Genomic DNA, 22,351 nt, shown 5'->3' with positions numbered 1-22,351 from the left:
ACAGTCAACAGTCAACAGTCAACAGTCAACAGTCAACAGTCAACAGTCAACAGTCTATTAAAAAATTTATACTTTATATTTAATGTCTTTTCTTTAGGCATTGCATCAGTTTTTTATTTTGATGATAAAATCTATAGCTCGAGATATAGTATTTTATTATATAAATTAATCAATCATATTTACGGGGGGAAATATCCCCCTAAATAAAAAAAATGAAAAAATTAATTGTATTTTTTATGCTCGCTGTATTTAGCGTATCGATATTTGCAGAAAGCGGTTTTGAAGTTATGTTAAATATACCTATCGGATTAAGTTTAGGAATGCCTGCAGGAAAGCAATATAAAGATGATAAAGATGCTAAAGTTGGTGCTGGTTTTGATATAGGAGTTTCAGCTCAGTTGGGCTATATGTTTTCTATAAAAGAAGGCTTGGCTTTAAGTATTCTAGGAGAAATTGGATATGCTTATGATACTTGGGCTATTTTATATAAAGGCAAAACTAATACTGATAAGGATTATAGTTTATATAATTCTACTTCTTATCACAGTTTACAAATAGGCATACTCCCTAAAATTAATATTAATCAATTTTCTATAGGTATAGGCGGAGGAATAAAAATACCTTTCTCAGCTACTCAATACTCAAAATATACTAGTGACAGAAGAACTGAAAAAACTAAAGAAAATTATAATTTTAAAGAACTTACAGCCGAATATCCTGCAAGAGGCTTAGGGTTATCTCCTGCAATTATAGGCTATGTAAAAGCTGCTTTCGATTATTCCATATTCTTTACAGATAATACGGCTATCAGTATAGGTTTATATTTAGCTCATGATTTTATGCCTTCAAAAAAAGCTAGAAAATATGATGACGGTACTATTTATAAAGATGAAGAAGGTACTTTTGATATAGGCTTGCAGTTAGGATTCAAATTAGCAGCTAAAAATTAATCAATTTATTTAATTCAATAATACGGCAGTTTTATATATAATTAATTTTATTGATAGTTTATTATATTTATTTATTTTTAGATTCAAAAATTTTATTAATAATTTTTTAAATTTCTTTATATCAGCTATTTTTATTTTAATTCTTTTTTATAATTAAATATTAAAAAATAAACATTCTAATAAACAGCAATTGCCGAATCTGTTCTTCCATCACATCCTGCAAAATAAACATCATTATCATTTTTTAATATTATCTGTCCGCGTCCGAAATATCCGAAATTGGTTATATGAGATTTCTTTGAAACATTATGCCCCAATGATGAAAGCCCTGAAAAGAGAGTATCATCAAAATTATATTCTAATTCTATATTCTTCTCGCCTACCCACTGCCATCTAGGTTTATCCAATGATGCCTGAGGATTTAAATCATAATCTATCAAATTACTAATAACCTGTAAATGTCCCTGAGGCTGCATAAATGCTCCCATAACTCCTAAAGCTGCATAAGGTTTAGAGTCCTTGCATATAAATGCAGGTATTATAGTATGATAAGGCTTTTTATGAGGTGCTATAAAATTATCTGAATTTGAGTCCAATGAAAAATTAGCTCCCCTATTTTGCAATGCTATGCCTGTTTCTGGTATTACTATGCCGGAACCAAATGCCGAGTAATTACTTTGTATATAAGAAACCATATTACCATAACTATCAGCAGCAGCTAAATATACAGTATCTCCTGATGAGAATATATGACTTACAGGTTCTAAAGCTTTATTTTTATTTATAAGCAAAGCTCTTTGTTCAGCATATTCTTTTGAAAGCATTTCATCTATAGAAGTTCTCATAGAATAAATATCAGCGACATATTTTTTAGTATCAGTAAATGCCAATTTCAATGCCTCTATTTTATAATGTACGCTTTCTAATGGAGTTAAATTTTTCAAATCAAAGTTAGATAAAATATTTAAAGCCATTAGTACAGCAATACCATGTCCGTTAGGAGGAATTTCATAAATATCATAGCCTCTGTAATTCGTTTTTATAGGTATAACAAATTCAGAGTAATAATCATTCAAATCTTCTTTAGATAAATATCCGCCGTATTTTTTCATAAATGCATCTATTTTTTCAGCATATTCTCCCCTATAAATACATTCTGAATTTGTATTTCCTATATCCTGCAGAGTTTTTGCATGATACGGAAGCCTAACTATTTCGCCGAGTTTCGGAGTTTTTCCATTAAAAGTAAAAGTATCAAACCAATATTTAAACTCTTCTTTTTTAAGATTATCAGATTCTTTCAAATAAACATTATAAGATTCTTTCCAATCAAGAGCTGCTTGAGGCTGAACAGCATAGCCTTCATAAGCATATCTAATTGCAGGCTCAAGTACATCTATAAGCTTCAATTTTCCAAATTTTTTTATTAATACAGCCCAAACAGCAGGTACTCCGCCGACAGTTATAGGCAAAAGTCCGTAAGCAGGCATTTTATCAAAATTAAATGATAATATTTTATTTATGTCCAAATTCTTAGGGGAAAATCCGCTTCCATTAATAGCATATAAATTATTTTTAAAATTTATTATAGCAAAGGCATCTCCTCCCAAACCATTTGAAGTAGGCTCAACAACAGTAAGTGCCGCTGCTGCTGCAATTGCCGCATCAACAGCATTCCCGCCTTTTTTTAATATATCAATACCAGCCTGAGAAGCTAGTATATTACTTGTAGAAACTATATTTTTTCCAAAAACTACATTTCTTTTAGATAAGTAAGTATTATCATAAAAATCCATAATAAAATCCAATATTATAATAATTGTTTTTATTATACTAACAAAATTATAATTGTCAAAAATATTTTTTAATAATATTTATATATTAAAATCTTAAAAATAATCATTTGCTTAATCATAAAAAATATTAATTAATATTATTTTGCATTTTATTTAAATATAATTTTACTATTTATGCATTAATAATCATTATTACTAAAAATAAAAAATACTAAATCCAAAGCATTTTTTATATTCATTTTTTAAATTTCATTTCAAATTTAATGTATATATAGATTAGACACTCTATTATAAATTTTAACTATCTTACTATAATATTTTTATATTTTTTATATTTTTACTTATAAACATTTAAAGTCTGCTGTTATAAATAAAGATTATACAAATTATTTATAGTTCAAAAATAAAAAATATAGTTAAAAACAAAAGCCTATCATATAAAATGACAGGCTTTATAAAAAAATCAAAATATTAATTACTAATTTCTATACGGAGATATCTCCCTTAACCTTGAAACTATTTTCTCTATAGCATCAGCTGTATACATTATCTCTTCCATAGTATTATCCAATGATAAAGAAAATCTAGTAGAACTATGTGCATATTCAAAAGGCACGCCCATAGCCTGAAGCACAGGAGAAGGCTCTAATGTACCAGATGAGCAAGCACTTCCGCTAGAAGTACATATTCCGTATCCGTCTAATAAAAGAAGTATCGCTTCCCCCTCTATATTTTTGAAACTAATATTAGCAGTATTGCTTACTCTATTAGCATTCTTACCATTTATCTTTACATCAGTTATTCTTTTTAAAATTTCTGCTTCTAAAGTATCTCTTAATTTAGAAGTATGTTCTATAAACTTTGGAAGCTCTGCTTTTACCATAGATACAGCTTTACCCAATCCTATAATATAAGGAACATTTTCAGTACCTGCACGGCGTCCTCTCTCCTGATGTCCTCCTGTTTGTATGCTTCTTAGCTTTGTACCATTTTTGATATACAAAGCCCCTATTCCCTTAGGAGCATGTATTTTATGACCTGCTATTGTAAGCATATCAATATAAGGCTCATCTTTCATATTAAGAGGAAGTTTGCCTGCAGCCTGAACGGCATCAACATGAAATACGGCACCCGCATTTTTTACTATTTGTCCTATTTCTTTTATAGGATAAATTACGCCTGTTTCATTATTGGCATACATTATAGAAACAATAGCTGTATTTTCATTAACAGCATTTTTTAATTCATCAATATTTATGTTTCCGTCATTATCAACAGAAAGATAAGTAACTCTGTATCCATGACGCTCCAAATCTCTGCATGTTTCTATAACAGCAGGATGCTCAACTTTTGTAGTTATAATATGATTTTTAGTTGGGTATGCTTCTATAGTACCTCTTATAGCCATATTATCGCCTTCGCTTCCGCAAGATACAAAACATACTTCAATAGGCTCGCATCCTAAAAAATCAGCAATTTGTTCTCTTGCCTTTTCCATCTCCTTATGAATAATTCCTGCAGGAGAATACATACTAGAAGGATTGAAGTACTGCTCTCTAAAATAAGGAAGCATAGCCTCTAATACCTCTTCATAGATTCTAGTAGTGGCATTATTGTCCATATAAATTATTTTTTTATCTGACATATTATCTCCCATTAAGCACCTATTACTTCTAATTCAGGAGATACAAGTTCTTTTATCTTAGGTTCAACAAAACCTTTTAAAGTATTTTTAGAAGAAGCACAAGAAGAACAAGCACCTTTAAACTCTATTATAACCTTATTTCCATCAACATCTACAAGCCTGCAGCTTCCTCCGTCAGATTTAAGCATAGGATTAATAATCCTCTCTAAAGCCTCCTCGATTTTTTTAACCTTTTGAACTGTAGTCATTGGAGCATTGCTAGCTTCTCTATTCATATCTGCCAGCTCTTCATTCAAAATATCTTCTAATTTTACTTTACAAGCCCCGCATCCGCCGCCTGCTTTAGTATAAAATGTTACCTCTTCTACAGTTTTAAGATTATTTTCCCTTATGGCTCTCTTTACTTTAGTATCAGTAATACCAAAACATTTACAGATTATAGCACCTTCATCATGCTCATCTTCCTCAGTAGTAATTCCTCTGTAATTATTAATTGCCTTTTCTAAAGTTTCCATTCCCATTACAGAACAATGCATTTTTTCCTCTGGAAGTCCTCCCAATTCTAAAGCAATATCTCTGTTTGTAATTTTTGAAGCTTCATCAAGAGTTTTACCTTTAATCATCTCAGTAAGAATACTGCTGCTTGCTATAGCAGAAGCACAGCCGAATGTTTGAAATTTGGCATCTTCTATAATTTCAGTATCCTTATTGATTTTTAAAGTTAATTTAAGTGCGTCTCCGCATACAATACTTCCTGTCATTGCCTCTGCATCAGGATTCTGTATTTCGCCGACATTTCTAGGATTAATAAAATGATCCTTTACTTTATCTGTATATTCCCACATGTTCCTACCTCCATCTAAGTAAATTATATTAAAATAATTATATTAAAATAATTTTGGGATATAAAAAAATATAAAAATTATTTATTCATTTCATCTAATATTTGTTTTATAGCTACCTGACAGCCTCCGCATCCTGTACCTGCTTTAGTTGCCTCAGAAACCTCCTCTAATGTTTTGAGTTTTTTTGATTCAATAGCATCTCTAATTTGCTTCTCAGTTACTGCCATACAAAAACATATTGTCTTATCAGCCATTTTGGATTCTCCTATTATAAATATATAAAAATTAATCTATTTTACAATTTTATATTGTTAGAAGATTTTAACATTTAAGCAAAATAAATTCAAGTAATTTTTAATATATTTATATGCAATTGAGTATGATGTAAAAATATTAATTTAATGTTTCTATGTATAAAAAGTATCAATTAGAGATTATTTTTTTACACTATTAGATTACTTTAATGATTGTAAAATTTACAGCAAATACTTGATTTTATAATATCATATTATATAATAGCCGATATGAAAAGATTATTGGGGCAATATTTTACTATACATAATCCTTTTACAAATAGCGGTTTTTTATCTTGGGCTAATGATTGTAAATTAAAAGAAAGTATTATATTAGAGCCTTTTGCTGGTTCTAATAACTTAATAGCTATGCTTAAAGATATTAATTTATGTTATGATTTTAAAAGCTTTGACATAGAACCTCAAAATAAATTAGTAGTAAAAAAGGATACATTAAATAATTTTCCAAAAGGCTTTAATGTATGTATTACTAATCCGCCTTATTTAGGTAAAAGTTCTGCTAAAAGAAGAGGTTTATTTTTTCCTAATACTAAATATGATGATATATATAAATTTGCTTTAGAAAAATGTTTAGATAATTGTAATTATGTGGCTGCTATTATTCCAGCGTCATTTTTAAATGCTAATATATTTAGAAATAGATTAAGTCATTATATTTTATTAAACTCAAAAATATTTAATGATACAGAACACCCTGTTTGTTTAGCTTTATTTAAAGAATACTCAGATGATGTTGATATATATAATGAAAATAACTATTTAGGTAAATTAAGCGAGTTTGAAGCAAGACTTCCAAAATCTAATAATAATGTAGATATTAAATTTAATATTCCAAATGGGGAGCTTGGTTTAATTGCTATAGACAATACTATAGCACCATCAATCAAATTTGTAGAAGGTAATGAAATATCTCCTAATAGAATTAGTGTTTCTTCAAGAAGTATAACAAGAATACATATACAAAAAAAGTATAAAGTAAAAGAATTAATTAAAGAACTAAATAATAATCTTGATATATTTAGAAAAGATACTTATGATTTATTTTTAACCCCATTTAAGGGATTAAGAAAAGACAATAAGTATAGAAGAAGATTAGATTATGGCTTGGCAAAAAAAATTATAAATGAAGCATTATATGGATTATGAAAAGAAATATAAAGAACAGTTAAATGAGAATATTAAAAAAGTAATTGAAGAAATAGACTCTGATTATATGAATATAAAAATAAGCAAGTTTGCAGAAAAATATGATGAATCTCCAGAAAGTATAAAAAAGAAAATAATTGAAGATGAAATATTTAGAAAAATATTTGCTAAAGAGCCTTCTAAACAGAATTTCTATCAAAATGTTGCAGCAGAGTATATAAAAAATATAGATGGCGTTGAAGATTTTGAAGTGCTTCCGCAAGGAGGCGATAAAGCTATGTATATGGTTTCTGGAAATCTTATACAAGGTAAAAGCTTAAAAAATAAAAATCAAAACTCAAAATCCATTGATTTTTATTGGAGATATTACAAGTATGAAGTTTATGCTTCTCATAAGTTTATTAAAGAAGAAGGAGGGGCACAAGATAATCAGTATCAGGATGTTCAAAATTTTTTGAATGATTCAAGAGACAATAACTTGAAAGATACATACATTATAGCCATATGTGACGGAAATTATTTTAAGAGCAAAGATAATAAAACAGGTGATGAAACTAAACTAAAAAGATTGGAAAGATTAACTAATCATAAAAATACATTTGTTATAGATATTGAAAGATTAGGTTCTATTTTAAAAAAAATTAAAGATTAAAATTTTTTATTTTAATAATTTATCAAATGAGTTTATTCTATTATTTTCTTAAACATAAACTCATTTATTTAGTGAATATATTTATCATACACAATTTTTCATAAAAACCTGAATAATTCAATTCTATTAGTATGAATATTATCATAGCTCCTTATTTTTTATTTATTTATACTATACAGTATTGACAAATAATTAGATGTATTGTCAAGAATAATTTAATCATAATTTCTAACTATTTACAGCTTCTGCTAAAACAGCCTCTGATTTATAATTATCAATATTTTCTAAATCCATTATTCTAAAATTATCTCTTACAGCATAAAATCTTATATCAGCACTAGGAGCAACTTCATTATTTCCTTCTGATAAAATAAGTATTAAATCAAATATCTGATATGAATAATTTTCTTCAAGAATCTTTTTTAAAGACATAAATATTTTTAATGAAAGATTAAGAACATTTTTTATATCTTTACTATTTGCTATATATATCTCATTATTATTCCATTCAAAATCAGATAATTTTTCACCTATAAAAGAAGTTTTGCATAACGTGCAGTCTGTTTCATTGCTTATAACCCAATATTTTTCATTATTAGTATTTTCTCTTTCAAATACAGAATAATAATTTTTTAATTCTATATTTGATAAATCAATATCAGATATAAGTTTTTTCATTTTTGCATTACTAATCAATTTACTATAACCCTATTTATAATAATTTTTTATTTTATTATAAAAAGATTTTATTTATTTTCAATACTGCCTGCAATATATTTCACTATCTTTTCTCTTACATCTCTGCCGTAATAATCAAATTGATTCTCTCTAACCTTTATCAAGTTTTCTCTATTATTTGCAATAAGCAAATCTATTTTATTAAATATATCATCTGTAGAACTAGTATTATATCCTAATCCGTTTCTATTTAAATATATAGGATTTTCCTCTTCCTGACCTGGCAAAGCTCCCATAGACACAACAGGTATTAAACAATTAACCGCTTCTATTATAGCTGTAGGACCAGACCTTGTTATTAATATATCATTTTGATGAAATAGTTTAGGAAGTTCATTAGTATATCCTATAATATTAGGGCTGTAGCTTCTTGATGAAAAAAATTCCTGAAGTTTTCCGTATGTTTTTTTACTTCTCCCGCAAACAACTGTAACTTCGCATTTGTACCTGCTGTAAAGCCCATTTATAATATGAATAAGCCTTTTTGTTTTTTCAGAATTATTAAGCAAAAGTATTTTTAATGTATCATAAATATTAGTCTTTTCTATTATTTCTTCTTTGCTTTTCAATAAGGCGTCAAAACCTTCTCTCACAGGAAGCCCGAATGTGATAATTCTGTCTCTGTCTATTCCATTTTTAATCATATACTCAGAAGCTTCATTTGAAGGACTTATAATTTTATCAGCTCTATTATCAAACCATAATTTAGTTATTGTTATCAAATCAGTAATAATAATAAAAAATTTTATATTAATATTTTTCTTTTTTATTACATTAAGCAGACTTCCGCTAAACATAGGATGTACATTTACTATAATATCAGGATTATAATTTTTTATAATTTTAATAAAACGTCTTTTAATAGTCCTAGAATTATGCTTGTTAATAAAATTTTTATTTTTAAATGAAAATCTGAATATATTATTCCATATTTTAGGAAAATACTTTATGCATGTATTATATAGTCTTTCAGCAGCAATTAAATCAGGACCTCCTAGAGTAAAGCCGTTTATAACTTTACATTCTATTTCTTCTTTATATAAAGATTTAAAACCCTGAAGCAATGCTGTATGAACGCTTTTATGACCATGTCCTGTATATTCTGAAGATATTATCAAAACTTTTTTCATCGCAAAACCTTCCGATAAAATAAATTAATAATGATAAATTATACTAAAATTAATACATTTGTCAATAATATAAAACTATTAAATTATATTAGAAAAAAATACAAAAAAAATCCTATATGCTTATTACATTAGGATTTTTATAATTTTATATAATTAAATTAATTATTGATATTATCAAAAGGATTATAAGTTAGAGATGTAGGCTCTGCTTTGGAAATATAATTTTGGGTTTCTTTTTTATTTTGAGCTTCCATATATTCTCTTCTTGATAATGAAATTCTCCTTTTACTTTGATTAACCTCTCTCACAACAAAAGGATAAGTTTCGCCAACCTTTACAGTTTCTTCTAAAGTACTTCCTTTAGGAATTTCTACTTGAGAAATATGCATATAGCCTTCCAAATCATTTTCTAATGAAACAATAACGCCTGAATCAATTACAGTCTTAACAGTACCATCAACTATAGAACCTTGAGGATGAGCCTTTTCAAATAATCTCCAAGGACTTTCATAAGTATGCTTATAGCTTAATTTTATTCTCTGCTTATCTCTGTCTATTGACATAATAACCATATTAACATCTTCGCCCTCTTTAACATAGTCTTTCATATTAACTATATTATTTCTCCAATCGAAATCGCTTATATCACATATACCTTCCAAACCATTAGGCAGTTCAAATACTGCAAAGTTCTTAATTATTCTTTTTACTTTACATTTTACAGAAGATTTAACATGAAAATCTCTTTCAATAGTATCCCAAGGATTTTCTTTAACCTGCTTCAAACCCAATGTAAGTTTTCTCTCAGCAGCATCCATATTAAGTATTTTACACTCTAAAAAAGCACCCTTTTTTACAAAGTCATTAGGATTATTAACATGAGAATTCCAGCTCAAATCAGAAACATGAATAAGTCCCTCTATTCCGTCAGCAACTTTTACAAAAGCACCGAATTTCTTAACATTAGTAACCTCTCCCTGTATAATATCATCTTTTTTATACTGTTCAACAAATTTACCCCAAGGATCTTCATCTAACTGCTTAAGTCCTAAATCAACTCTTCTCTTTTCTCTATCGACAGAAAGAACCTTAAACATTCTTTCATCGCCTTTTGAAATTATAGATTTAGGATTAATAACTTTATCCCAAGACATATTCGGTATAGCAAGAAAACCATCTAAACCAGGTGTGATTTCAACAAAAGCTCCGAATTTCTCTATATTTTTTACTTTACCGTTAATAATATCATTCTCTTTCAATTCATTTAAGAAAGTTTCTATTCCTGCATTCTGAGTTTCTTCTAATAATACTCTTCTTGAAACTACAACATCTCTGCCGTTTTTCTTAATGATTCTAAAATCATACTCTTTGCCGAGATAATCAGCTTCTTTAATACCTTTTGCCAAATCTATTTGAGAAAAAGGACAAAATGCCTGATATCCAATTATAGATACTTTAAATCCGCCTTTTATAACCTCTTTAACAATACCTTTAATCGGAGTATTATTTTTAACAGCATTATCTATTAACTCCTGAGATTTTCTTTTATCTATTTCGCTTTTAGATAAAATAACATAGCCTTTATCATCTTCACCTGAAACAATAGCTTCTATTTCTTCACCTATGGCAGGTTCTTTATCAAATTCTCTTCTCTTTATTTTACCTTCAGATTTTGATTCAAAATCTATAAAAACATCTGTATCATCAAACTGTACTACTTTGCCTTTAACAATTTTTCCTCGGCTTAAGGCTGTATTATCGCTTTTTTCCTCTAAAGCCTTACGAAATTCAATTTCATCATTTGATAAATTTTTATTATCTTCCATTGTTCCTTCTCCCTCCTGTGCTTTGACAGGTTAAAAAATATCTAATATTTAATTAGATTTTATATTAAAAATCACATTAGCAATTTTTTCAACTACTTCATCAATAGTCATATTAGTAGTATCTATTATATCAGCATTTTCAGGTACTACAAGAGGACTATCTTCTCTATTTGAGTCAAATTCATCTCTTTTTCTTATACTCTCTCTAACTTCATCATAAGAAATATTTTTACCTTTAGATAATTCTTCATTATGCCTTCGTTTGGCTCTTTCATCTAAAGAAGCATCCATATAAAATTTATATTTGGAATTAGGAAATACAACACTTCCTATATCCCTGCCGTCTACAACATAATTGCTGCTTTCTGCTATCTTTCTTTGCAGAAACACCATATTCTGTCTTACTGCACTTATGGAGGAAACTTTAGAAACAAGATTAACTACTTCAATGCTTCTTATATCTTCAGTTACATCTTCATTATCCAGATATATTTTTCCAGCATTATCAAATTTGATGCTTAAATTATTAAGAGCTGATATGACTTCGCTATTATTATTTATATCTATATGATGTTTTATCATATATAAAGTTACTGCCCTATACATAGCACCTGTATCTAAATATTTAAAAGATAATTTTTCTGCTAATAATTTAGCTATAGTGCTTTTTCCTGCCCCAGAAGGACCATCTAAAGTAATTATTTTATATGTATCTGACACCTATAACCTTTATAATAAAAATAATTTTCTATACATATTATCATAAATGATTATAATTTGCAAATATTTATTATATTTTTTTAATATTTTCTAATACTATTATAATTAGAAATAAAAGTGAATGCCAAGAAGTATATTTGTATCTGTATAAATCTTAGAATAAGATGCTGACAGATCTCTTATCATACTATTATAATTAACATTCATTGAGCTTGAATAAGTAAAAGAAACTGATATACTTTTATTATCATCTAAAAAATGCCAATATATAGTTTTTAAAGTTCTAAAAAAATTTAAATATGTTATTTCTGTTGATACATTTTTACTGTATCCTATAAACTCATACAAATCTAAAAATATTGATAGTATAGGAAGCTTACTTTGAATCATTAAAAAAGTACTGAGCATAGGAAAGCCTATAGCTGTCAAATTGATAGAATAATCTTCAAAAACTATATCATTTATATCCGTTATTCCATCGCTTTTTAAACAAGAATCCGTTTTGTAAAAATTATCATTACTAGCACTAGGAGTGCAGTACAAATTAGAAGTAAATATAAATAAAATATACACTATATATATATATATATAGTGTATATGTTTACAAGTTTCATACATTATAAACCCTAATAAATATAACAAGTAAAAGATATATAATATTATCGATTTTACAATATGAAAATATAAACAATATCTAATTTATTCAAAAGATTTGTATTTTTTTATAGAAAAATCTGCAATTCTTTTGAATTTTGTTGCTACTCTGATGATTCCGTAAAAAAAACCAAAGCCGTAAAAAAAATGCGTAATAAAAAACATAAAAGGGTATACAAATAAGCCTCGAATTTTGCCTATAATTCCAAACTCTTTAAAAGAATATAATACGCCTGCAAATATAGTTGCTGTTATATAAACTAACAATGGAAGAAAATAAAATTTTATTATATTTATTTCTGTAAAATTATATACAATAAAAACTACAGGAATTAAAACAATATATGCAGAAAATAAAGCTGGAATAGTAAATACTAAATTTTTATAGTTAAAATCTCTAAAAAGCTGCTCAAATCTGCCCCTGCCGTAATTAAGAAGCATTTTTATATAGGCTTTCAAATTGGCTCTTGGAGGTCTTTTCACCATTATTTTCGGATCATATATTAATTTATACCCTAGTGAAAGTATTTTATCTATTAAAGCATTCTCTTCATTGGGATATAAATCTTCATTAAAAAGTCCTGCTTCAAATAAAACATTTCTCCTTACAAATAAATTGCAAAGTATAACATCTCTGTCGCTGCCTTCTTTAATCATACTATTATCAAATCTGTATCTATTAGCTATAGGACCTACTGCATAATATGATCTCATACATTTATCTATATACATTTCAATCAAAGAATTAATTTGATGTACAGCAGGACCTCCTACTATAGCTACCCTCTCATCATTTTGAAATATATCATTAGCTTCTTTTATGTTTCCTGCATTTACTATAGAATCATTATCTATAAAATATACAATATCTCCGCATGATTGTTTTATACATTCATTTCTCTGCACAGTAGGATGAGTACCTTCTGCCTGAAAAATTTCAATATTTTCCTTTGGATAATCAGAAAGATATACGCTGTATAAAGTTTTTTCTATATTTTCACCAACCCTATGCGGTATTATAATAGTAAATCTAAGCAATGTTTATATTCCCATATATCTGATATAAGCTGTTCTTAACTGAGAAGCCATTTCTTCTGGGCTTGTAGGATTACAAGATGCCCAAGCTCCTGTTTCGGAAGAGGCATTAAATTTCTGCTTATCCTTACTTCTCATAGGAGGAAAAAATTCTATATGATAATTCCATATATCGCTGTAATTAAAGCCGTCATTAACAGGTGCACTATACATACACATCATATAAGGAAATTTCATATCGAATAATAAATCTAAAGAAGAAACTGCCTTTTTCAAAGCATCTGCTAAAGAGAAAGACTCTTTTTCATCAAAATCAGTAATAGATAATGTTTTCTTTTTAGGCATTATCATTATGCCGTAAGGATATTCTGAAGCAAAAGGCAGAAAGCATATAAAATTATCATTTTCAAATATTACTCTTCTATTATCTTCAAGCTCCTGTTCTATAATATCCATAAATAAATTTCTTTCTTTTATATTATAATAGCTTGACGCCATTTCTATTTTTCTTTTAATTCTCAAAGGAATCCAGCTGTATCCGTATATCTGCCCATGAGGATGAGGCATTGTAACTCCTACAACTTCGCCTTTATTTTCAAAAGGCATAATATATTTAATTTTTTTATTTTCTGCTATAGCTTTCATTCTTTCCTGCCATAAAGCAACTAATTTACTAATATGCTCTACGGATAATTCAGCTAAAGTTGTATTATGATCTGGAGAATATAAAATAACTTCGCATTTTCCTATAGAAGGTGCAGTTATAAATAGTCTGCCGTTATCTACATCATCAGGATAAGGCGGTTCAAAAGACAAGGCAGGAAAATCATTATCATAACGAAGAACCTCATAACTATCAGGTACTTTACCGCTTCCCGGACAAAACGGACAATAGTCTTTAGGCATCTGCGGACGAGATTGTCTATGACTGGCTATCATAACATAATCTCCAAGTAATGGATTATAACGCAATTCTGCCATATCAATTCTCCTTTTATGTATTCAAATTATTTATTCAAATCTATTATATACTTTTTTTTATATTAAACAATACTAAAATATTTATAATTAAAAAATATCAAATTATTATGTATTTATTTTTTTAATTTTTAAACTATAATAAATTAAACTACATAAAAAATATTAACAACATAATAATAATTTTTATTAGTAATAAAATAAGTAAGTAAAAAATCGGATAAAATATATAAGCCAAAGATACACTTTATAAGACATACACCGAAAGGCGTAAAAGTGATGAACAAGTTTTTTATTAGCAATAATAAGAAAAATTTTTATTAGCAATAATAAGAAAGTTATTAAATAATTTTTAGAAAGTTTAACTAATAATAATTTATTTTTTTACTTCTTTTTAGGCAAATGCTTTATAATCTGACCTTCAAGCTGTATTGATTTCTGCTTGTCATCATAGCCCAAAATTTTACCGTAAACTTCTATATAATTTTTAGGCTCTAATGCTACAGTAACATTGACTATCAAATCAGCAATACCTGCAATGCTTTTGTCAGATACATCATAAATTAAAAGCCTTGCCTTTTTCTTCGGCATACCGTTTATATTGGTTTGACTTACAGTATTTACATCAGCCTTCCATTTTATATATCCGCCATTATACAAATCATAATTTTCTGCTACTGTAAGATAGTTCGGACTCTCTCTAAAAATATTATAGTCTGGTGCTATTATAAATTCTTTGAGTATTCTAAATCTTTCTTTTAGATATTCATTAATATCGCTTTTCAATGCTCCGTTTATTATCATAACAGCTTCATTTACGGATGCACTTCTCATATTATTTTTAGCCTTGTCAAACATATCCGCTACTTCACGAGGCGAGTATGTAGGACTCTTGGCACTATCTGGAATCCTACCGTCTTCCAATCCCTCAAATAAATAAACATTTTCTAATTTTTCTCTTAATTCTTTTTGATCTTTATCAAGAAGTATATATCTTATTTTCGGATACACTCTGTCTATTGTTATGTATGATAAAAGTGTTAATATAAATGCTATTGGTATTAAAACTAAAAATCTTGATAAAGATAATTTTTTTCTGCCAAGTAAATATGCTCTTGGATTAATTTCATCGCCTTTTGCATTATTTGTCAAAAATCTTATTCTTTCTATATTGTCTCTTGCAATTTTATTTTCAGGCTGCAAATCTAATATTCTGAAATACTCTCTCAAAGCATTTTCTCTATGTCCATTATGAAGACTTACATAAGCCTTAGCAAGTATTGCATTAAAACAAAAATTATCTTCTCTAAGCGCCTTTCTTGAAAGCTCTTCGGCACCGTAAAAATCTTTTAAAAATATATCCGCAAAAGAAAGCATAGCAAGAGCATCGGCATCATGCAGTATTTTTGCTTTATTATTAAGAAGGAACTCTTTTGCTTTTTTATATTTCTTTTTCTTTATAAGAGTATATGCTCTGTCTGCTGTCTTGCTTTTCATAATATAGATTATATCCTAATTATTAAAATGTTAACATAATTATCGATATTATGATAACTTATATTAGTATTTTTTTATTATGTAAACTTATAATTTTGCTAAAAAAATTATTATTTTTATTGACAAAAATACAATATAATATATTTTATTATAAAATTATTTCTGGGCAGAATGATGAAATTATATGATAGTATAATAAAGGCGATTATATTTTTAATAATTATAATAATACCTATATTTTCATGCAGTAAAAAAGAAAATCAATTTGAAACCTCATCATTAGTAATATATTCCCCATCATCAAGAGATTTTATAGATCCATTATTAGAAGATTTCAAAATAAAAAATCCTCACATAAATATAGAAATAATAATAGCAGGTACAGGCGAATTAATAAAAAAAATAGAAGCAGAAAAAAATAATCCTTTATGCGATGTATTAATGGCAGCTAATATTAATTTGGTAAAGAATAATCAGGATTTATTTGAAAATTATATAAGCACAAATGAAAATCAAATAATAGACAGCTATAAAAATACAGAAGGCTCAATGACAAGATTTATGATTAGCCCAAGCGTATTAATAGTAAATACTAATTTAGCTAAAAACCTAAAAATAGAAGGATATTCTGATTTAACCAATGCAGCATTAAAAGGAAAAATAGCTTTTAATGACCCTGCAGTTTCTTCTTCATCTTTCAAGCATTTAATTACTATGCTGTATACTATGGGAAAAGATGATATTAATAAAGGCTTTGAATATGTTGATAAATTATGCGGTAATTTAAATGGCAAGCTTCTTACAGGTTCTTCTGCTGTATATAAGGGAGTTGCTGACGGCGAGTATACTGTAGGACTTACATTTGAAAATGCTGCTGCTAATTATGCAGCATCTGGTTCTCCTGTAAAATTAGTATATATGAAAGAAGGCGTAATAATGGAGCCTGCAGGCATATACATAATAAAAAATTGTAAAAATATGAAAAATGCTGAAAAGTTCTTAGATTATATGACTAGCTTTGATACTCAGAAAAAAATGAATAATGAGCTTAATGCCAGAGCAGTGAGAAAAGATTTAGGAGATTCTCCTATATTAGAAAATATAAATAATATAAATGCTATTATGCAAAATGATGAATTAGAATATATAGATAATTTTGTAAAGAAAAATAAGGAAGCTTGGCTTGAAAAATTTAAAAATATAATTACAGATAAATTATAAAAAATAAAAATAAGGATAAAATTATGAAAAATATCATTAAATTATTTTTAGTATCATTATCAATAGTGATATCAATTTTTTCATGCTCCAAAAAAGAAGAAAATATCAATAGTCTGGTTATATATACCCCAGCAACTAGGAATTTCATAGACAGATTAACAGAAGATTTCAAACAAAAAAATCCTGACATAAATGTAGAAATAATAATAGCAGGAACAGCTGAAATAATAAAAAGAATACAGACAGAAAAAGATAATCCTTTGGGAGATATATTTTTTGCCGCCAATGAGAATATATTAAAATACAATTCTAATCTTTTTGAGGAATATGTTTCAACTAATGCTGATAATATATATGATGATTATAAAGCTAAAGAAAAATATATAACAGGCTTTATGATAAGCCCAAGCGTATTAATAATAAATACAAATTTAATAAAAGATATAAAAATAGAAGGGTATTCTGATTTGCTTAATCCTGCTTTAAAAGGACAAATAGCATTTAATGATCCTACAACTTCATCATCATCTTTTGAGCAGTTAGTTAATATGCTTTATGCTATGGGAAATGGAAATCCTGAAAACGGCTGGGATTATGTAGAAAAACTATATGCGAATTTAGACGGAAAACTTTTAGGAAGTTCTTCTGCAGTGTATAAGGGAGTTGCCGACGGAGAATATTCTGTAGGGCTTACATTTGAAAGTGCAGCTGCTAATTATATACAAACAGGCTCTCCTATAGATGTTGTATATATGAAAGAAGGAGTTCTTACTAAAGCACATTCTATGGCTATAATAAAAAATTGTAAGCACTTAGAAAATGCTAAAAAATTTGTAGATTTTATAACAAGCTATGAAACACAAAAAACTATTAATGATGAATTATTTACAAGAGCAATAATAAAAAATTTAGAAAATTCTCAGATACTTATTCCTCTTGAAAATATCAATGATATAAAAGAAGATGAAGAAACTGTTGATAAAAATAAAGATGCTTGGCTTGAAAGATTTAAAAATATAGTTACAGGTTCTTAATATAATTGCTGATATGAGATATAAAGAGTTTGTTTTTTTTAATAATGGAGTTTATTTTTTTAATAATAGTAAAGTAATATAAAAAACTTTTTTTAGAAAATATTATGATGATATCCTAAAATTAAAACTATAAATTAATAGAATACTTATAAAATAATATTAATTTCAAATGAAAGCAGAACATAATATTATAAAAAACATAATTATCTCAGCTAAAGATTAAGAAAAATAATTTAAGAATAAGATTTATGAAAAATAAAATAAAAAACTTTCTTAAAAAAGCAGACTTTTGGACTTATATCACTATAATAATAGCATTTATATTTGCTGTATTTTTAGTTTATCCTTTATTTTCATTATTTTTAAGCAGTTTCAAAGATATAAAAACAGATGCTTGGACATTAAATAATTTTATACGCTTCTTTACAAAAAAATATTATTACAGCACTTTAATAAACAGCTTCATAGTAACAATATCTGTAACTATACTTGCTGTATTAATAGGAACCCTATTAGCATACTGCATGAAAATATATAATATAAAAGGAAAAAGAATAATAGAAATTTTAATAATAGTATCTATGATGTCGCCTGCATTTATAGGTGCTTATTCTTGGATACTTCTTCTTGGAAGAAACGGAGTTATTACAAGATTTTTCGACTATATTGGTATTAATACTCCTACAATATACGGATTCGGTGGTATACTTTTAGTTTTCTCATTAAAATTATATCCATTTATATTTATGTATGTTTACGGTGCTTTGGGAAAAATAGATAAAACACTTTTAGAGGCTTCTGAAAATTTGGGAGCTTCAAGTTCTATAAGAAATATTACAGTAACTATACCGTTAATAAAACCTGCTGTACTTTCATCAGGATTAATTGTATTTATGAATGCATTAGCAGATTTCGGCACGCCGATGCTTATAGGAGAAGGATACAGAACTATGCCTACTATGATATATTCAGAGTTCATTAGCGAAGTAGGAAGCAATGCTAACTTTTCTGCATCAATGTCTGTTATAATGGTATCAATTACAACTATAATATTTATTTTTCAGAAATATATTGTAAATAAAAGATCTTATGCTATGAATTCAATGAACAGCATAAAGTCTAAAAATATAAGCGGAATTAAATCTATATTAATTCATAGTTTTTTATATATATTGGTATTTATTTCTATACTGCCTCAAATAACTGTAATATATACTTCATTTTTGAAAACTAACAGATCAGTTTTTATAAATGAGTTTTCATTTGAAAGCTATATAACTATATTTCACTCTCTTGCTTCATCTATAAAAAATACATATATATACGGAATAATAACAATGGCTGTAATAATAGTAATAGGAGTACTGACAGCCTACATAACGGTAAGAAGAAAAAATATATTTACAAATATAATAGACATAGTATCAATGTTTCCGTATATAATATCTGGCTCTGTACTAGGAATAACTTTTTTAACAGCATTTAATAAGCCTCCTATATATTTAACAGGCACTTCTATTATTATAATAATATCATTAGTAATAAGAAGACTTCCGTATACTCTAAGATCAAGCTCAAGCATACTTTATCAAATAAATAAAAATACTGAAGAGGCTTCTATAAGTCTTGGAGCTTCTGAGATAAAAACTTTTTTCAGCATTACTATAAAATTAATGCTTTCTGGAATATTATCTGGGGCTGTATTAAGCTGGATAACTGTTATTAATGAATTAAGCTCATCTATAATACTTTATACCACTAAATCGCGTACTATGTCTGTGGCTATTTATCAGGAAGTTATAAGGGCAAGTTATGGAACGGCTGCTGCACTTTCTACAATACTCACATTAACAACTATTATATCGCTTATTATATTTTTTAAGATAAGCCGTAAAAAAGAAATTACTTTATAATATATAATCTATCTTTTAATATTTTAAAAATTAATGCTGATAAAAACTATATTTTTAATTTTTTATGATATAGTTATATACTATTTGCTGTTAATGCCAAGCAAAAATTCCCTAGCTACAAATATGCTGAATACTACAAGTATGGCAGCACTTATGCCTGCACTTATATAAGGACTGATGCCGAATAATAATGATATTATAGCTGTTGTAACTATAGAAAGCAATATAATAATTATTTCAAACAAAATAAGAAGCAATAATTTCTTTTTATTTAATTGTTTTTTTTCTTCAGTTTTTCTATATGGTATTGGTTTTCTCATAACTGCCTTCCATTTTATTTATTTTTTAATAATTTGTATCTATATCTAAAGAAGCCCTTGATATCCAAGTTTCTAAGTTTCCATTAATTTCAACTTGCAAATATCCTTCTTCTGTTATGCCTTTAACTTCAGCATAAACTTCTGCATTATCTTTTTTTGCCTTTATAGTTCTGCCTATCATTTTACTATACTCTCTAAAATAGAGGGATAATTTTTTTTCTCCTGTATAAATATCTTCAAAATAATAAATCAAATCTTTATAAAAACTTTCTAATTCTATTTTTTTATTAGCTTCAATATACAATGAAGTAGCTTTATCTCTTATACTTAAATCAAAATCTTCTTTAGTCTGATATAAATTAACGCCTGTACCTATAATGCATGCATTTTTATTTTCTGTAGCGGTAACTTGTATAAGAGTTCCTGATATTTTTTTGTTTCCTACTAAAACATCATTAGGCCATTTAACATGAGCATCAACATTATATTTTTCTCTTAAACATCTGCTTAATGCTATACCTGGAAGAAAACTTAAAGCCTCTTTTTTATAAGGCGGATAGACTAAAATACTAAACCATAGCCCTAAATTATTATTAGATTCCCATTTATTGCCGTAGCTTCCTTTTCCCGATGTCTGAACTAAAGCTATATAGACACTTCCTTCTTCTAACTTTATGCCTTTATTTAAATCATCAATCATTTTCTTATTTGTACTTTCTAATGATTCAAATAACAAGGTATTATGTCCGTATATTTTAGTATTTAAATTTTCTGTAAATATGTTAACTTTCATTTTACTATTATATAATTAAACAGCTATTATATCAATATTATAATAATTATATTTTGGACTATCCTATATAACTTAAATTTGTTAAAATTTAAGTATGAAATGCACGCCTTTGGTATTGAGTAAAGAAAAACAATTAAAATTAATAGAGTATTTTGCAGCAAGGACATCTTCAGTTAGGTTCTTAAACTCTGTCATAAAATTCTAAGCTTCTTCTAAGATGCTATTTCACTGCCTCTTCTTAACTTAATCCTTCATCAAACTTTGCTATTTTCTTTCCTTAGTATTTATGGTTTAATTTTAACAAATCCCAACTTAGAGGTTTTATCTATTATCCCACTTACTATTGAAATACTCTAATGCAATCATCTCATTTTCATTAAAAGCTTTTTGCATGCAAACTAATATCATCTCTAATCTTTGCCGCTCCAGCATACCAAAAATTAAAGGATTGGCTAAATAATGAACTATTTGCACCATTAAATCATTATACTTTTCTTCAAATTCTACACTGGGTGCTTCTAAAAGACTACATAGTTCTTCTAAATCATTAATTACAGAATCTTGAACTATATATAATTCTAAAATTTCCTTTAATGCAACAAGCGGCAAAACAAACTCAATAGCCTCATTATCATTAATTATTACTTGATTATCACTATATGTAATTCCAATTTGTTCTCTTAATAAATGCAAATTATTTTTTGCTAATATTACTCTGCTTGTCTTTGACATGTATAATCTTTCCGTTTTTTCCAAATGTAGTTTTGATAAATAGTTTTTATGTTTAAAATTTATTTATATAATATCTTTTAACCCCAAACCTTTAAGCTCTTCTAAACTCATAGCCTTTATTAAAATTCTCTTTTTTGACTGCATTAAAGTATGGTCTTGTATTTTTCTAATGCTTCTTTATATTCTAAATATCCCAAAGGTCTGTTTTCACTAATACTAAAAAAGCTTATTCTCCATTCTGCTTCTTCATCATCTTCTAACTTAAAGTTCTCCAAAGTATCTTTAAAAAGAATTGTATCTGTATCCTCGAATCGTGAGTAAAATTATATCAAATCATAAGGAAAATATTTATAAGTCTTAAACTCTTCTTTATCTACATTCATTATTTTTAACACAGCAGCACCTTCATAAT

General features: G+C 27.2%; 23 protein-coding genes. 6 read left to right on the top strand and 17 right to left on the bottom strand.

Translation table 11 applies throughout. From position 1 onward, the window contains the following. Positions 1-236 precede the first annotated feature (236 nt). Entirely contained in the window at positions 237-950 is a 714-nt protein-coding gene (locus QZ288_RS09930) for a PorT family protein (protein ID WP_295158438.1), read from the top strand. A gap of 176 nt (positions 951-1,126) precedes the next feature. Here QZ288_RS09930 and QZ288_RS09925 read toward each other — a convergent pair whose 3' ends face one another. The 4 genes from QZ288_RS09925 to QZ288_RS09910 all read right to left on the bottom strand — a co-directional run bounded on the left by QZ288_RS09925 (position 1,127) and on the right by QZ288_RS09910 (position 5,490). After that, complete coding sequence (locus tag QZ288_RS09925) at positions 1,127-2,746, bottom strand: gamma-glutamyltransferase family protein (RefSeq protein ID WP_295158436.1); 1,620 nt, start codon at positions 2,744-2,746, stop codon at positions 1,127-1,129. Between the two features lie 478 nt (positions 2,747-3,224). Continuing rightward, positions 3,225-4,391, bottom strand: a complete 1,167-nt coding sequence (gene nifS / locus QZ288_RS09920) for a cysteine desulfurase NifS (RefSeq protein ID WP_295158434.1) — start codon at positions 4,389-4,391, stop codon at positions 3,225-3,227. Between the two features lie 11 nt (positions 4,392-4,402). Then, positions 4,403-5,236 (bottom strand): Fe-S cluster assembly protein NifU, encoded by an 834-nt coding sequence (gene nifU, locus QZ288_RS09915; RefSeq protein WP_295158432.1) that lies wholly within the window; start codon positions 5,234-5,236, stop codon positions 4,403-4,405. Positions 5,237-5,313: 77 nt separating this feature from the next. Beyond that, the gene (locus tag QZ288_RS09910) at positions 5,314-5,490 is read right to left on the bottom strand and encodes a (2Fe-2S)-binding protein (RefSeq protein WP_295158429.1); all 177 of its coding nucleotides are present in this window, start codon (positions 5,488-5,490) and stop codon (positions 5,314-5,316) included. A gap of 270 nt (positions 5,491-5,760) precedes the next feature. Here QZ288_RS09910 and QZ288_RS09905 point away from each other — a divergent pair, with 270 nt between their 5' ends. Both QZ288_RS09905 and QZ288_RS09900 read left to right on the top strand, forming a co-directional pair. Further along, positions 5,761-6,696: a hypothetical protein gene (locus QZ288_RS09905; protein ID WP_295158426.1), complete on the top strand. Its 936-nt coding sequence runs from the start codon at positions 5,761-5,763 to the stop codon at positions 6,694-6,696. Beyond that, positions 6,674-7,348: a hypothetical protein gene (locus QZ288_RS09900; protein WP_295158423.1), complete on the top strand. Its 675-nt coding sequence runs from the start codon at positions 6,674-6,676 to the stop codon at positions 7,346-7,348. Before QZ288_RS09905 ends, QZ288_RS09900 begins: the two co-directional genes overlap by 23 nt. Before the next feature lie 228 nt (positions 7,349-7,576). Here the strand turns inward: QZ288_RS09900 and QZ288_RS09895 are convergent, their stop codons facing one another. From QZ288_RS09895 to QZ288_RS09860, 8 genes are all read right to left on the bottom strand, one after another. Further along, on the bottom strand, positions 7,577-8,026 hold the full coding sequence (locus tag QZ288_RS09895; RefSeq protein ID WP_295158421.1) for a hypothetical protein: 450 nt from the start codon (positions 8,024-8,026) through the stop codon (positions 7,577-7,579). 68 nt (positions 8,027-8,094) lie between these two features. Next, a complete protein-coding gene (locus QZ288_RS09890) occupies positions 8,095-9,216 on the bottom strand; it encodes a glycosyltransferase (protein ID WP_295158418.1) in 1,122 nt (373 codons plus the stop codon). Between the two features lie 158 nt (positions 9,217-9,374). Next, positions 9,375-11,042, bottom strand: a complete 1,668-nt coding sequence (locus QZ288_RS09885) for a S1 RNA-binding domain-containing protein (protein ID WP_295158415.1) — start codon at positions 11,040-11,042, stop codon at positions 9,375-9,377. 48 nt (positions 11,043-11,090) lie between these two features. After that, positions 11,091-11,762: a (d)CMP kinase gene (cmk, locus tag QZ288_RS09880; RefSeq protein ID WP_295158412.1), complete on the bottom strand. Its 672-nt coding sequence runs from the start codon at positions 11,760-11,762 to the stop codon at positions 11,091-11,093. 105 nt (positions 11,763-11,867) lie between these two features. Beyond that, on the bottom strand, positions 11,868-12,380 hold the full coding sequence (locus QZ288_RS09875) for a hypothetical protein (RefSeq protein WP_295158409.1): 513 nt from the start codon (positions 12,378-12,380) through the stop codon (positions 11,868-11,870). An 81-nt stretch (positions 12,381-12,461) separates the two neighbouring features. Next, positions 12,462-13,454 (bottom strand): glycosyltransferase, encoded by a 993-nt coding sequence (locus QZ288_RS09870; RefSeq protein WP_295158406.1) that lies wholly within the window; start codon positions 13,452-13,454, stop codon positions 12,462-12,464. 3 nt (positions 13,455-13,457) lie between these two features. Further along, complete coding sequence (gene galT, locus QZ288_RS09865; protein WP_295158403.1) at positions 13,458-14,432, bottom strand: galactose-1-phosphate uridylyltransferase; 975 nt, start codon at positions 14,430-14,432, stop codon at positions 13,458-13,460. Positions 14,433-14,813: 381 nt separating this feature from the next. Next, entirely contained in the window at positions 14,814-15,926 is a 1,113-nt protein-coding gene (locus QZ288_RS09860; RefSeq protein ID WP_295158400.1) for a hypothetical protein, read from the bottom strand. A 174-nt stretch (positions 15,927-16,100) separates the two neighbouring features. Here QZ288_RS09860 and QZ288_RS09855 point away from each other — a divergent pair, with 174 nt between their 5' ends. The 3 genes from QZ288_RS09855 (at position 16,101) to QZ288_RS09845 (ending at position 20,094) form a co-directional block, all read left to right on the top strand. Next, positions 16,101-17,147 carry an ABC transporter substrate-binding protein gene (locus QZ288_RS09855; RefSeq protein WP_295158397.1) on the top strand — a complete coding sequence of 349 codons (1,047 nt, stop codon included), beginning with the start codon at positions 16,101-16,103 and terminating at the stop codon, positions 17,145-17,147. Positions 17,148-17,170: 23 nt separating this feature from the next. Further along, positions 17,171-18,181, top strand: a complete 1,011-nt coding sequence (locus tag QZ288_RS09850; protein ID WP_295158394.1) for an ABC transporter substrate-binding protein — start codon at positions 17,171-17,173, stop codon at positions 18,179-18,181. A 248-nt stretch (positions 18,182-18,429) separates the two neighbouring features. Next, positions 18,430-20,094 carry an iron ABC transporter permease gene (locus QZ288_RS09845; protein ID WP_295158391.1) on the top strand — a complete coding sequence of 555 codons (1,665 nt, stop codon included), beginning with the start codon at positions 18,430-18,432 and terminating at the stop codon, positions 20,092-20,094. Positions 20,095-20,174: 80 nt separating this feature from the next. Here the strand turns inward: QZ288_RS09845 and QZ288_RS09840 are convergent, their stop codons facing one another. From QZ288_RS09840 to QZ288_RS11785, 5 genes are all read right to left on the bottom strand, one after another. Then, positions 20,175-20,414: a hypothetical protein gene (locus tag QZ288_RS09840; protein ID WP_295158388.1), complete on the bottom strand. Its 240-nt coding sequence runs from the start codon at positions 20,412-20,414 to the stop codon at positions 20,175-20,177. Between the two features lie 25 nt (positions 20,415-20,439). Continuing rightward, complete coding sequence (locus QZ288_RS09835; RefSeq protein WP_295158385.1) at positions 20,440-21,207, bottom strand: biotin--[acetyl-CoA-carboxylase] ligase; 768 nt, start codon at positions 21,205-21,207, stop codon at positions 20,440-20,442. 321 nt (positions 21,208-21,528) lie between these two features. Then, on the bottom strand, positions 21,529-21,939 hold the full coding sequence (locus QZ288_RS09830) for a hypothetical protein (protein ID WP_295158382.1): 411 nt from the start codon (positions 21,937-21,939) through the stop codon (positions 21,529-21,531). A gap of 143 nt (positions 21,940-22,082) precedes the next feature. Further along, entirely contained in the window at positions 22,083-22,214 is a 132-nt protein-coding gene (locus tag QZ288_RS09825) for a hypothetical protein (protein WP_295158379.1), read from the bottom strand. 48 nt (positions 22,215-22,262) lie between these two features. After that, on the bottom strand, positions 22,263-22,351 hold an 89-nt coding region (locus tag QZ288_RS11785), incomplete at its 5' end, for a PoNe immunity protein domain-containing protein (RefSeq protein WP_363322959.1).

Origin of the sequence: uncultured Brachyspira sp., assembly GCF_910578695.1 — a bacterium.
Lineage (GTDB): Bacteria > Spirochaetota > Brachyspiria > Brachyspirales > Brachyspiraceae > Brachyspira.
This window is presented reverse-complemented; position numbering and strand designations above follow the sequence as displayed.